Origin of the sequence: Streptomyces venezuelae (genome assembly GCF_008642315.1) — a bacterium.
GTDB classification, from domain to species: Bacteria; Actinomycetota; Actinomycetes; order Streptomycetales; family Streptomycetaceae; genus Streptomyces; species Streptomyces venezuelae_D.
This window is the reverse complement of sequence record NZ_CP029192.1, coordinates 6511455-6523935: the sequence shown is the minus strand read 5'-3', so window position 1 is coordinate 6523935 and position 12481 is coordinate 6511455. Positions and strand designations below refer to the sequence as shown.

11 protein-coding genes are annotated in these 12481 nt (G+C 71.7%); 4 read left to right on the top strand and 7 right to left on the bottom strand.

Features of this window, described 5'->3' with window-relative positions:
• Positions 1-72: 72 nt before the first annotated feature.
• Complete coding sequence (locus DEJ48_RS28630; protein ID WP_150219094.1) at positions 73-849, bottom strand: metallophosphoesterase; 777 nt, start codon at positions 847-849, stop codon at positions 73-75.
• A gap of 298 nt (positions 850-1147) precedes the next feature.
• Between DEJ48_RS28630 and DEJ48_RS28625 the strand changes: the two genes are divergently transcribed.
• The gene (locus tag DEJ48_RS28625; RefSeq protein ID WP_150219093.1) at positions 1148-2944 is read left to right on the top strand and encodes an AMP-dependent synthetase/ligase; all 1797 of its coding nucleotides are present in this window, start codon (positions 1148-1150) and stop codon (positions 2942-2944) included.
• Positions 2945-3364: 420 nt separating this feature from the next.
• Here the strand turns inward: DEJ48_RS28625 and DEJ48_RS28620 are convergent, their stop codons facing one another.
• Positions 3365-4507, bottom strand: a complete 1143-nt coding sequence (locus DEJ48_RS28620; protein WP_150219092.1) for a glycosyltransferase family 4 protein — start codon at positions 4505-4507, stop codon at positions 3365-3367.
• Positions 4508-4639: 132 nt separating this feature from the next.
• Between DEJ48_RS28620 and DEJ48_RS28615 the strand changes: the two genes are divergently transcribed.
• Positions 4640-5878 carry a glycosyltransferase 87 family protein gene (locus DEJ48_RS28615; RefSeq protein ID WP_223832239.1) on the top strand — a complete coding sequence of 413 codons (1239 nt, stop codon included), beginning with the start codon at positions 4640-4642 and terminating at the stop codon, positions 5876-5878.
• On the opposite strand, the gene DEJ48_RS28610 is transcribed toward DEJ48_RS28615, so the two are convergent.
• The 5 genes from DEJ48_RS28610 to DEJ48_RS28590 form a co-directional block, all read right to left on the bottom strand.
• Positions 5835-7040 (bottom strand): hypothetical protein, encoded by a 1206-nt coding sequence (locus tag DEJ48_RS28610; protein ID WP_190537650.1) that lies wholly within the window; start codon positions 7038-7040, stop codon positions 5835-5837. The genes DEJ48_RS28615 and DEJ48_RS28610 overlap by 44 nt on opposite strands.
• A gap of 38 nt (positions 7041-7078) precedes the next feature.
• Complete coding sequence (locus tag DEJ48_RS28605; RefSeq protein WP_150219090.1) at positions 7079-8107, bottom strand: NlpC/P60 family protein; 1029 nt, start codon at positions 8105-8107, stop codon at positions 7079-7081.
• Between the two features lie 247 nt (positions 8108-8354).
• The gene (locus DEJ48_RS28600; protein WP_150219089.1) at positions 8355-9386 is read right to left on the bottom strand and encodes a C40 family peptidase; all 1032 of its coding nucleotides are present in this window, start codon (positions 9384-9386) and stop codon (positions 8355-8357) included.
• Positions 9387-9675: 289 nt separating this feature from the next.
• Positions 9676-11025, bottom strand: a complete 1350-nt coding sequence (locus DEJ48_RS28595) for an NYN domain-containing protein (protein WP_150219088.1) — start codon at positions 11023-11025, stop codon at positions 9676-9678.
• Positions 11026-11059: 34 nt separating this feature from the next.
• Positions 11060-11299, bottom strand: a complete 240-nt coding sequence (locus DEJ48_RS28590; protein ID WP_150166909.1) for a hypothetical protein — start codon at positions 11297-11299, stop codon at positions 11060-11062.
• 133 nt (positions 11300-11432) lie between these two features.
• Here DEJ48_RS28590 and DEJ48_RS28585 point away from each other — a divergent pair, with 133 nt between their 5' ends.
• Together DEJ48_RS28585 and DEJ48_RS28580 are read left to right on the top strand one after the other, a co-directional pair.
• The gene (locus DEJ48_RS28585) at positions 11433-12170 is read left to right on the top strand and encodes a rhomboid family intramembrane serine protease (protein ID WP_150219087.1); all 738 of its coding nucleotides are present in this window, start codon (positions 11433-11435) and stop codon (positions 12168-12170) included.
• The gene (locus tag DEJ48_RS28580; RefSeq protein WP_055566223.1) at positions 12167-12448 is read left to right on the top strand and encodes an Lrp/AsnC family transcriptional regulator; all 282 of its coding nucleotides are present in this window, start codon (positions 12167-12169) and stop codon (positions 12446-12448) included. Before DEJ48_RS28585 ends, DEJ48_RS28580 begins: the two co-directional genes overlap by 4 nt.
• The last annotated feature ends 33 nt before the right edge of the window (positions 12449-12481 follow it).

Here is a 12481-nt window from a genome sequence, read left to right as displayed (position 1 = left end):
GTGGCTCCTCCAGATGCGGTCGTCCGGGATGGGGTGGTGTGTACCGCGTGAAGGCTACCGCGCGCGGCGAGGTCACCACTCCAGGGCCCAAGGCCTGGATGTCCCGGCGAAGTGCCCGACGTTCACGCACTCCGTCGCACCGACGCGCATGCGCCGGACCAGCGGCTGGTGGACGTGGCCGAAGAGGGCGTACCTGGGGCGGGTCCGGCGGATCGCGTCGAGCAGTGCGCGGCTGCCCCTCTCGAAGCGGCGCGCCACGGTGTCGTAGAGGAGCTCGGGTACGTCCGGCGGGATGTGGGTGCACAGGACGTCGACCTCGCCGACGGCCTCGATCTTGGCGGCGTACTCCTCGTCGGAGATCTCGTAAGGCGTACGCATCGGGGTGCGCAGGCCGCCGCCGACGAAGCCGAAGACGCGGCCGCCGATCTCGACGCGCTCGCCGTCGAGGACGGTGGTGCCCGGTCCCGCGTACTCGGGCCACAGGGAGGGGATGTCGACGTTGCCGTAGGTGGCGTAGGTCGGCGTGGGGAGGACCGCGAACATTTCGGCGTACTGCTTGCGGACGGCGCGCTCGATCACCGCGGCCCGGTCACTGTCGACGCTCCCCCACAGTTTTCGGCCGAATTCCCTGGCCTCGTCGAAACGGCGTGCGGTGCGCAGCTCCACCAGCCTCGTCGCGTTCTCGGCGCCGAACAGGTCGGGGAAGATGCCGCGCGAGTGGTCGGCGTAGTCGAGGAAGAGCACGAGGTCACCGAGGCAGACGAGCGCGTCCGCGCCGTCCCCGGCACGTGCGAGCGCTTCGGTGTTGCCGTGCACGTCACTGACCACGTTGACCCGGAAAGCTGGCATGCCGATCACCCTAGGACGGTCGTCCCGGGGGCGGTAGAGGCCCGGTCCAGCGGCCGGACCTGCGGTTACTTCCGAGTCGGGAAGACGGTGGCGTACTGTGCGATTCAGACCACGACGACGTGTGACGCACCGAACATCTGGGCCCGCCCCCCTATCGAACCAGCCATACCGATGGGTAACGTCCGGGCAGTCCAGTAGTGCTCAGCCCCCCACTCGACTGAGCACCTGCCCGATCTTGGACCGCACCGTCGCAGCACACAACGTCGTGGCGCCGGCGCCCTATGTAGGAGCAGCAGTCTTGCGCGAGTTCAGCCTTCCGGCCCTGTACGAGGTCCCTGCGGACGGCAATCTGACCGACATCGTCCGTAGAAATGCCGCGCAGCACCCGGACGTCGCCGTCATCGGCCGCAAGGTCGAGGGCCGCTGGCAGGACGTCACGGCCAAGGCCTTCCTCGCCGACGTGCGCGCCACCGCCAAAGGGCTGATCGCCGCCGGAGTGCGTCCCGGCGACCGCGTCGGCCTGATGTCCCGCACCCGGTACGAGTGGACGCTGCTCGACTTCGCCATCTGGAGCGCGGGCGCGGTCACCGTTCCCGTGTACGAGACGAGCTCCGCCGAGCAGATCCAGTGGATCCTCGGCGACTCCGGCGCCGTGGCCTGCGTCGTGGAGCTCGACGCGCACGCCGCGGCCGTCGCCTCGGTGCGTGACACGCTGCCCGCCCTGAAGAACGTCTGGCAGATCGACGCGGGCGGCGTCGAGGAGCTGCACGGCGCCGGCGCCGAGGTCCCGGACGCGACCGTCGACGAGCGCAGCGGCGCCGCCAAGGCCGACGACCCGGCCACGATCGTCTACACCTCGGGCACGACGGGCCGTCCCAAGGGCTGTGTCCTCACCCACCGCAGCTTCTTCGCGGAGTGCGGCAACGTGGTGGAGCGCCTGAAGCCCCTGTTCCGCACGGGCGAGTGTTCGGTCCTCCTCTTCCTCCCCGTCGCCCACGTCTTCGGGCGTCTCGTCGAGGTCGCCGCGCTGATGGCGCCGATCAAGCTGGGGCACGCGCCCGACGTCAAGAACCTCACGGACGAGCTGGCCTCGTTCCGGCCGACGATGGTCCTCGGCGTGCCGCGCGTCTTCGAGAAGGTCTACAACTCGGCGCGCGCGAAGGCGCAGGCCGACGGCAAGGGCAAGATCTTCGACAAGGCGGCGGACACGGCGATCGCGTACAGCCGCGCGCTGGACACGCCGTCGGGGCCGTCGCTGGGCCTGCGCCTCAAGCACACGCTCTTCGACAAGCTGGTCTTCAGCAAGCTGCGCGCGGTCCTCGGCGGTCGCGGCGAGTACGCGATCTCCGGCGGCGCCCCGCTCGGCGAGCGCCTGGGCCACTTCTTCCGCGGCATCGGCTTCACGGTCCTGGAGGGCTACGGCCTGACGGAATCGTGCGCGGCGACAGCCTTCAACCCCTGGGACCGCCAGAAGATCGGCACGGTCGGCCAGCCGCTGCCCGGCTCGGTCGTGCGGATAGCGGACGACGGCGAGGTCCTGCTCCACGGCGAGCACCTGTTCTCGCACTACTGGAACAACGAGGGCGCGACGGAAGAGGCCCTGGCGGACGGGTGGTTCCACACGGGGGACATCGGCACGCTCGACGAGGACGGCTACCTGCGGATCACGGGCCGCAAGAAGGAAATCATCGTCACCGCCGGCGGCAAGAACGTCGCTCCGGCCGTCATCGAGGACCGCATCCGCGCGCACGCGCTGGTCGCCGAGTGCATGGTCGTCGGCGACGGGCGTCCGTTCGTGGGCGCGCTGGTGACCGTCGACGACGAGTTCCTCGGTCGGTGGGCGGCGGAGCACGGCAAGCCCGCCGACTCCTCGGCGTCCTCCCTCCGCGACGACGCGGATCTCCTCGCGGCGATCCAGAGCGCGGTGGACGACGGCAACGCGGCGGTCTCCAAGGCGGAGTCCGTCCGCAAGTTCCGGATCATCGGCTCCCAGTTCACGGAGGAGTCGGGGCACTTGACTCCGTCGCTGAAGCTGAAGCGGAATGTGGTGGCGAAGGACTACGCGGACGAGATCGAGGCGATTTACCGCGGGTAGCGTCACCGGTCCCGCCCACTCGCCGTGGGGGGGCTGCATCGCGGGCGACTCCCGCCACGCCGTGGCCACTCGCGCAGTTCCCCGCACCCCTGGGCAGTGGGGGCCGCCGCCCGCCCTCGACTTCCCGCCACACGTGGTTGCCCGCGCAGTTCCCCGCGCCCCTGAAGCCCGGGCTGCGCCCGGCTTCCTCAGCCTCGCCCCTGGAGGCGGCGGAGCCGCCTTTCAGGGGCGCGGGGAACTGCGCGGGTAGGGACCACCCGCGGTCAGCCGCACAACAAGCCCGCGCGGCAGAACCGAGGGCGGCCTCAGGAGCACCGGACCGCAGCCGCGACGCGAGCTCCCCCGGCAGGACCAAGGGCGAGCCTTCAGGGGCGCGGGGAACTGCGCGAGCAAGCCCCGCCGGGCCGCACAGGGGGCGCGCTACAGGAGGGACTTCAGGGTCTCTGCCAGGAGGTCCCAGCGCCACTTCTCCTCGACCCAGGCACGCCCCCGCTCCCCCATCCGGGAGCGAAGCTCCGCGTCGGCGAGGAGGGCGACGATCCGGTCCGCCGCATCCTGCGGCTCGCCGCCACGGACGACCCACCCCGTCTCCCCGTCCAGGACCGCGTCCGGCGCCCCGCCGGAGTCCCCCGCGACGACGGGAAGGCCCGTCGCGGACGCCTCCAGGTAGACGATGCCGAGGCCCTCGACGTCCAGGCCCCCGCGCCGGGTCCGGCAGGGCATGGCGAAGACGTCCCCCGCGCCGTAGTGCGCGGGGAGTTCCGACCAGGGCACGGCCCCCGTGAAGCGGACGGAGTCCGCGACCCCCGTCTCCGCCGCGAGCCGCCGCAGGTCCTTCTCGTACGGGCCGCCCCCGACGATCAGCAGCACCGCGTCCGGCTCCGCGGAGAGAATCCTCGGCATGGCGAGGATCAACGTGTCCTGGCCCTTGCGCGGCACGAGCCGCGAGACACACACCACCACGGGCCGGTCCGTGAGGCCGAGCCGCGCCCGTACCGCGTCGCCGCCCGATCCCGGGTGGAACGTCTTCTCGTCCACCCCGGGCGGGAGTTGGACCATCCGCGCCGCCGCCTCGGGGCTCAGCGCCCCGGCGATCCGTGAGCGCGTGTACTCGCCCAGATAGGTGATCGTGTCCGTCGCATCGCCGATCCGGCGGAGGAGTTGGCGGGAGGCGGGCAGCTGGGCCCAGCCCGCCTCGTGGCCGTGGGTCGTCGCGACCAGCCGCGTCGCGCCCGCCTCGCGCAGCGCGGGCGCCATGAGCCCGAGCGGCGCGGCCGCCCCGAACCACACCGACGTACAGCCGTGTTCGCGCAGGAGCGACACCGCGCGACGGGTGACGCGCGGGGTCGGCAGCAGCATCGTCGTGGAGTCGCGTACGACCTGGAAGGGCTGCTCGGCGTCGAAGGCCGCGGTCGCCTCCGCGCCCTCGCGGCCCCGCTTCCACGTGGAGGCGTAGACGACGAGCTGCTCGGGGTCCAGGCGCAGCGCCATGTTGTGCAGGAACGCCTGGATGCCACCGGGCCTGGGCGGGAAGTCGTTCGTGACGATCAGGGTCTTGTGCATCGCGCACGACAGTACCGAAGGCCGGCGGCGGTACCGAAAGCCACGGCCCAGCCTCTTCGCCCCGGCCCCTCCCCACCCGGCATCATGACGTCTCGAATCGCATTTAAGTGGATGAAAAGGGGCGAGGCACTCATGGCGCGCATCCTGACCGTCTGGGGGCTGACCAGGGCCCTGCTCATGCTCTTCGTCCTGCACGTGTTCACAGTCCCCGGACCCGACGTGACCAGCGACGTCTCGGTCATCTACCAGGGCTGGTACGAGATCCTGCGCACCGGCACCTTCCCGCTCGACGACGTCACGTGGCAGTACCCGCCCGCCGCCGCCCTCGCGGTCCTCTCCCCCGCCCTGTTGCCCTTCCTCGGGTACGCGACGGCCTTCTTCGTGCTGTGTCTGGTGTGCGACGCGGCGGTGTGCGCGCTGCTGCTCCACGCGGGGCGGCGGCCCGGGAAGTCGTTGCGGGGCGCCTGGGTGTGGGTGGTCGGCGTGGCCCTGCTCGGGCCCACCGGGTACGCGCGGTACGACGTGATGGTCGCCGCCGTCGCCGTCGCCGGGCTGCTCGCCGGGGCGCGGCACCCACGCACGATGGGGGCGCTCGCGGGGTTCGGGGCGCTGCTCAAGGGGTGGCCCGTGCTGCTCCTCGTGGGCACCCCGCGCGGGCGGGCGACGCGCCGGTCGTGGGCCGCGGCGGCGGCCACGGCTCTCGCCCTCGCGCTGGTGTTCCTGGTGACGATGCCGGGCGCCCTGGCGTTCCTCACCTTCCAGCGCGACCGCGGTACCGAGGTGGAGTCGCTCGGCGCCCTCGTCTTCCACATCGCGCGCCACTTCGGCTGGCAGGGCGAAGTGCGGCTCAACTACGGCTCGGTGGAATTCCTGGGCCCGTACGTGTCGCTCGTGAGCACCGTCGCCCAGGGGCTGTCGGTGGCCGCCTTCTGCTGGCTGCTGGTGTGGCGGCTGCGGGCCCGGGTCCGCGCGGCGAGCACACCCGCGGACGCGGCGTTCGTCGCCGTGCTGCTCTTCACCACGACGAGCCGGGTGATCAGCCCGCAGTACATGCTGTGGCTGGTCGGGACGGCCGCCGTGTGCCTGGCGTTCCGTGCGAGCCCGATGGTGGTGCCGGCCCGGCTGGTGCTCGTGGCGACGTTCGTGACGTTCCTGGAGTTCCCGGTGTGGTTCTCGCATGTGGTGGCAGGCGACCCGCTGGGCCTGTCCCTGCTTCTCGTACGCAACGGTCTGCTGGTCGCGGCGACCGTGCTGGCCTGCCGGAACCTGTGGCGCCGTACGGTGTCCGCGCCGCGCGGGGCGGGGCCGCGCCCGGTGCCGGAGCAGATCACCCAAGCTCCGCGCGCAGATACGTACGCCAGCGCGCCGTGAAGTCCTCGGGCGTGGTGTCCAGGACGCCGCGCAGCGCGCCCTCGACCGCGCCGGCGCGCCCGTCGTGGGCGCCCACCGCCTCGTAGAAGTCCGTGAGCTTCCGCTCGCCCCACTGCTCGGCGATCATCCGGCAGGCCAGCCACGCGCCCTCGTACGCCCCCGCGAGTTTCGTGGCGTCCCCGCCGAAGCCGAAGTCCTCGTCCTCGGGAAGCGCGGCGGGGGGTTGGCCGCGCTGCACGGCGCGGCGCAGCTCGGGCGCGGCCTGTGCGGCGGTGCGTCCGGTGTCGCGGTAGCCCACCCAGTCGGCGAAGCCCTCGGAGAGCCAGAGCGGGGTGGCCGCGGAGGTCTGCGCGCGGGTCGCGACGTGGGTCGCCTCATGGGTGAGGACGACCCGCTTGCCGAAGTCGCCGAGGACTCCGTACGCCTCGGGGTTGACGATGATCCGGTCGGCGGGGGCCCGCCCCGAACCGCCCGTCTCGCCGGTGGTGACCGCGGCGATCCCGCGGTAGCCGGACGCGGGCGCCCCGAGGAGCCCCGCCATGCCGTCGAGCGACTGCGGCACGAGGACGACGATCCGCCCCGGCCACTTCCCCGGCCAGGCGTCCCGCACTGCGGGCACCGCCCGGTCGGCGAGCTCGCTGTGGGCGCGCAGGTCGGCGGCGCTCTGTCCGACGCCGAGGACGAGGCTGTGCTCGCCGCGCTCGGCGGTCACGCGCCCCTGGTCCCAGAGCTGTTCGCCGGTCTTCCGCGCGGGCCGCTCGTCGGTGACGTACCACTGCCCGCCGGTGCGCCGCAGCGAGAGCGTGCGCTCGGCGGTGACCGGCGCGCGGTCGTAGCCCTTGATGCGGTAGTGGAGTTCGGCCTTCGCCGTGGCGTTCGCGCCGTGGCGGTCGAGGTCGGTCAGCCGGTAGTCCCAGGAGTCCAGCGGGACGGCGCGCAGGCGCCCGAAGAGGTCCTCGGCGCCCTGCGCGGGGCGCTCGGTCCTGTCGTACGCCTTCTCGTCCCCGTCGAGGACGGCCCGCGCCCGCCGGTCAAGGACCTTGCGGACCTCGCCCGCGGCCGCGTCCGGGACGGGGTCGCGGCCGCCGCATCCGGCGAGCACGACGAGACAGAGGGCGCAGCACAGCGCCACCAGCCATGACCCACGTCCGTGACCTGCCACCTTCCTGATCGTACGGGGCGTGCGCGGCGGACGTCCGGTCAGATCCGCGTCACGGACGACACCGGCATCATGCCGACGGGGTCGTAGCGGACCGGGGCTCCGGGGTAGGGGGCGTGCACCACCTGGCCGTTGCCCATGTACATCCCGATGTGGCTGGCGTCGTCGCGGTAGGCGACCAGGTCACCGGGTTGTGCCTCGGACAGGGACACCTGGCGTCCCGCGTACCGCTGGGCCTGCGAGGTGCGCGGCAGGCCGACCCCGGCTTGGGCGTACGACCACTGCATGAGGCCGGAGCAGTCGAATCCGGAGGGTCCGTTGGCGCCCCACACGTAGGGCTTGCCGATCGCGGACCGTGCGGCGGCGATCGCGGCGGCCGCCCGCGAGGAGGCCGGGGCGCCCCCGAGCTCCGGCAGGCCGTCGCGCCCGCCGGACCGCGAGGACCTGTCGTACGCGTCGCGCTCCTCGTCGGGCAGCGAGTTGAGGAGCTTCCTCGCCTTGGCGAGTTTGTGCTCGACGGTGCGCTTGTGGCGGGCGACGGTGGTGCGGCTCTTCTCCAGCTCGGCGAGTTTGCGGCCCGCCTCGGCGCGCTGCTGCGCGAGAGTGCGCTGCGCCCGCTGCAGATCGGCCAGTTCGCCCGCCTGGCGGGCGCTGACGCGGTCGAGGACCGAGGCCCGCTCCAGATAGCCGTCCGGGTCGGAGGAGAGCATCAGGGCCAGCGAGGGGTCGATGCCGCCCGCGCGGTACTGCGCCCCTGCGAGGGAGCCGAGGGCGCCGCGCATCCGGTTGATGCGCTCCTGGCCGCGCGCGACGCTGTCCTTGGCCCGGGTGACCTGCGCGCGCAGCTTGTCGGCGCGCTCGTCGGCCTTGTTGTACGACTCGGTCGCCTGCTCGGCCTGCTCGTAGAGCCGGTCCACCTTGGCGCGTGTGTCGGACGGCTTGTCCTGCGGCGCGGCACCTGCGGGCGCGGCAGCGAGGGCCGCCGCCGCGGTGGCCGCTGCCGCTGAAAGGACGGTCACGCGCGTGCTCCGGTCGAGACCGGACTGTGCGGGACGGCGATGGAACCCCACGGGACGCCGCTCTCCCTTCCGCTGACGAACCCCGGGCCGTCCCGGGGAATGCGCGCCGACAGTAGCCGTGCGCGAACGGACGGCCAAAGACCCGACCGGGTGCGGAAAAGGTGCGGACAGCCCGACGCCCCGCTTCAGACGCAGGTCATCAACGGGGCGTGGGGTCAGCGGGAGTTGCCGGAATTCGCCCGTTTGGGCGGTGTCGGCAATTCGTTGACGGCGGACGTCAGTCAGCGACCGTCACACGTCAGACACGGACTCCGAACTGGAAGGTGCCGAGGTACGCCATCGACTCGTAGCGCACCGAGGCGCCGGGGTGCGGGGCGTGCAGCACCTGGCCGTTGCCCGCGTAGAAGCCGACGTGCGCGAGGTTGTTGAAGAACACCAGGTCGCCGGGCTTGAGCTCGCCGCGGCCGATGCGCGTGCCGTCGTTCTGCTGCGTGTACGTGGTCCGGGAGATGTGGACGCCGGCCTGCGCGAATCCCCACTGGGTGAGACCGGAGCAGTCGTAGGAGTTGGGGCCCGTGCCGCCGGAGACGTAGGGCTTGCCGATCTGGGTGGCGGCGGCGGCCATGGCGGCTGCGCCGCGGCCGGAGGCGGGCTTCTCGTCGCCGAGGTCCACGCGCTCGTCGGCGGCGCGGCTCGCGCGCTTCTGCTCCTTGGCGTCCAGCGCCGCCTTCTCCTTGGCGGTCAGCGTGTTGAGGAGCTTCTGCGCCTCGCCGAGCTTGCCCTGGACTTCCTTCTTCTTCTTGCCGAGCTCCGTACGGGTGTCGGCGAGGTCGTCCAGCTTGCCCGCGGCCTCCTTGCGCTGCTGCGCGAGGTCCCGCTGCTTCTTCTGGATCTTCTTGAGCCCGTCGACCTGCTGGCTGCTCAGCTGGTCGAGGGTGGACGCCTTGTCGAGGTAGTCGTCCGGGTCGGAGGAGAGGAAGAGCTGCAGGGAGGGGTCGATGCCGCCGGAGCGGTACTGGGCGCTGGCCATCGAACCGAGGCCGTCGCGCAGGTCGTTGAGCTCCTCCTGGCCGCGAGCGACCTTGTCCTGGAGATCGCCGATCTGCTTCTCGAGCTTCTCCTGCTTCTCCTTGGCCCCGTTGTACTTGTCGGTGGCCCGCTCCGCGTCTTCGTAGAGCTTGTCGACCTTGGACTTGACCTCGTCCTTGCTCGGCTTCGGCGCGGCCTGGGCGGCGCCCTGCGAGGTGAGGGCCACGGCAGCGGCGGCGGTTGCGGTGAGCACGGTCACGCGGGTGCGGCTCGGCTGCTTGGGTCGACGGTGGGACGCCACGAAGGCGGCTCCTTCTTCCTCCAGCCGCCTACCGAGACCCGGTCGGCGGGTACCGCCGCCGTCACCCCGGATGGGTGATCAACCGAGCGGAGGTTCGAGGCGACATTAGTGACCTTCTTGTGATCAGTTCAAATCACACAGACAAAAAATCGTCCCGGAAGAGCATTCTTTACCCATGACGCACAGTCAGTGATGATCTTCTGACGCTACGTCGCGTGAGGGGCGCCTCAATTCGGGCATAGGGCACAGGAGTTGCCGAGTGCCTCGTAGCCCACCGAAAGCCTCGCCCTCAGCCGCGCGAAAGCCTCTTCAGGAGCACCGCCGAAGCCACCGGCCGCGCCCCCGCCTTCGCGATCCCGTCGGCCACCTCGCGGTCGGTCGAGACGACCACCACGGGCCGCCCGGGCGGCTCCGCGCGCACCAGCTGACGGATCAACTCGTCGGCGGTGACGCCCGGCTTGGAGAACAGCACGCGCACCCCGCGCGGCGGCGCGAGCAGCACCGGCGCGGCCAGCTCCGCGCCGTCGAAGACGCAGGTGACCTCGGCGCCCGACTGCAGGGCGAGCTGCGAGAGCGAGCCGAGCAGCCGCAGCCGCTGCTTCTCCAACGGCATGGTCGGGTAGCCGGTCTTGGTGACGTTGTAGCCGTCCACGACCAGGTGGGCCTGGGGCAGCGCGAGGAGCTGGTCGAGGATCGCCGGGTCGTTCTCGGAGAGCGCGCGGGCGGCGATGTCCTTGGGCGACATCCGCCCCGGCTCGACGGCGTCCACGGTCTCGGCGGGCCGCACGGAGACGGGCGGCAGGGCGAGCTCGCGCCGCAGCCCCTGCGCCGCGTCGAGGACCGTGTCGAGCAGCAGGCGCACCCGCATGTCCTCGACGCTGCGCCCCTCGCGCGCGGCCCGGCGGCTGGCCTCCAGGGCGGCCTCGGTCTCACCGAGCCGCGCCTTGAGCCGCCGCGTCTCGCTCTCGGCGGCGGACACCTGCGCCTGCCCCTCGGCGCGCACGGCCTCGGTCTCGGCTGCGGCCTTGCGCAGGGCGGCCTCGCCCCGCTTGACGTCGCTGAGCGCGCCGCGCAGCTTGCGGTGCATCGATTCGGCTTCCCTGCGCGCCGATTCGAGCTCGACGCGCAGCCGCTCGGTCTCCGCCTTGGTCTGGCCGCGGGCCACGACGAGCTCTTCGCGCAGCCGCTCCAGCTCCGCCCTGGTCTCGTCGTCGACGCGTTCGGCGTCGGCCCGCTGGGCCTCCTCGCCCGCGGCGGTGACCAGTTTCACCCAGCCGGCGGGCCGCAACACATAGGCCGCGGCGGCCACGTCGAGGGGGTCGGCGGCGGGGGGCGGCGAACCCGCGTCCAGGGCGCCGGCGAGCTCGGGCTGCACCTCTCTGAGGCGTTCGCCGATGCGCTGCCGGAAGAGGGTGTCGTTCTCCACCGCGGCCGCCATGGCGTTGGCCGCGAACTTCGCGCGCCGGGTCGGCGTGAACCGCGCGTACTGCCGCAGCTGCGCGGGCAATTCGGCCAGGGTGAGGCCGCCGAAGCCGTCCGAGACGATCTGGACGACCCGCCGCCGCACCCCGTCGGGCAGCGGACGGTCGAGCACCTCAGCGGTGCCGTCGTCCGGCTCCCCGCCTGAGCTCTCCACCATCCGTCACCCCACTAGCTGTGCGGGCCCCGCTCCCTCAGGAGTCGGTGCCCGGCCTGTCCACGAGTTCCACCTGATCCACCGCGTTGCACCAGCGGCAACGCACCGACTCGATGGTCTCACTGACCACCTCGCGTTCCTCGACGTTCGACTCTCCGGCCAGGTCGAGATGGACATACTCGACGACCTTCGAGCTGCGGGTCACGTCGAAACGCGTGAGATTGCCGCACAGCGTGCAGCGCCACCGGGTGGTGTCCGTCGGCAGGGGGACCGTCATCGTGGCTGCTTTCCCTCGGTGTCCTTGGTGCGTATTGCCCGTAACCCTAAGGCCTGTAAGGGGCACCACGCGGCGGCCTCCGCAGCGGCATGGCGGTCTGTGCAGGTAGCGCCCGTTACGTCATGCTCTGTTCATGATCGCCACATGGAGCGCGAAGGCGGGCCGACTGCTCAGGGGACAGTCCGCCCCGGTGACGTACGGACTGATCGCCGTCTGCTGCGTGATCTTCGTGATCTCGCCGGTGTCCGGGTTCAACCCCTCGTACGGCAGGGGCAATGAACTGCTCGCCGCGCAGCAGGCCTACTTCGAGCGGTGGGGCGTCGTCCCCGTCGAGCTCTTCAAGGGCGTCCCGAGCGCCGCCCTCGGACCGTTCACCGCTCTGTTCGTGCACGGCAGCTGGCTGCATCTGCTCGGGAACATGCTGTTCCTGTACGTGTTCGGGGCCATGGTCGAGGAACGCATGGGGCACCTCCTGTACGCGTTCTTCTACGTCAGCTGCGGCTACTTGGCCCTGCTCGCCTACGCGGCCGCGCACGCGGGCTCCGACCAGACGCTCGTGGGGGCGTCCGGGGCGATCTCCGCCGTCCTCGGCGCCTTCCTCTATCTCTTCCCTAAGGCGCGCGTCACCAGCCTCTTCCCGTTCCTCTTCTTCCTGCCGCTGCGCTTTCCCGCATGGGTGGTGCTGCCGTTCTGGGTGGCGCTGCAGTGGCTGGCGGCGGGGCAAGGGGGCAAGGGCACGGGTGTGGCCTATCTGGCGCACCTCGTGGGCTTCTCGCTCGGGTTCCTCTTCGCGTGGGGGTGGAGTCTGCGGAGGACTAGAGTGCGTGTGAAAGGCAGCGCACCGGCCACCGAGGGAGACAGCCAGCCGTGATCACCGCGATCGTGCTCATCAAGACCAGCGTGGACCGGATTCCGGAGATCGCCGAGTCGATCGCCGCGCTCGACTCGGTCAGTGAGGTCTTCTCCGTGACCGGTACGTACGACCTGATCGCGATGGTGCGCGTGCCGCGCCACGACGACTTGGCGGACGTCATCCCCGGCCGGATCAGCAAGATCCCCGGCGTCGAGGGCACGGACACGCACGTCGCCTTCCGCACGTACTCGCAGCACGACCTCGAAGCCGCCTTCGCGATCGGCCTCGACTCCTGACCGTCCGGAGCTCCGGCACGCTCCCCGCATGAG

Excerpts from the sequence above, each read along its gene's own strand:
- DEJ48_RS28630 (WP_150219094.1), bottom strand. The coding sequence starts at position 849 with ATGCCAGCTTTCCGGGTCAACGTGGTCAGTGACGTGCACGGCAACACC.
- DEJ48_RS28620 (WP_150219092.1), bottom strand. The coding sequence starts at position 4,507 with ATGCACAAGACCCTGATCGTCACGAACGACTTCCCGCCCAGGCCCGGT.
- DEJ48_RS28615 (WP_223832239.1), top strand. The coding sequence starts at position 4,640 with ATGGCGCGCATCCTGACCGTCTGGGGGCTGACCAGGGCCCTGCTCATG.
- DEJ48_RS28595 (WP_150219088.1), bottom strand. The coding sequence starts at position 11,025 with ATGGTGGAGAGCTCAGGCGGGGAGCCGGACGACGGCACCGCTGAGGTG.
- DEJ48_RS28590 (WP_150166909.1), bottom strand. The coding sequence starts at position 11,299 with ATGACGGTCCCCCTGCCGACGGACACCACCCGGTGGCGCTGCACGCTG.
- DEJ48_RS28585 (WP_150219087.1), top strand. The coding sequence starts at position 11,433 with ATGATCGCCACATGGAGCGCGAAGGCGGGCCGACTGCTCAGGGGACAG.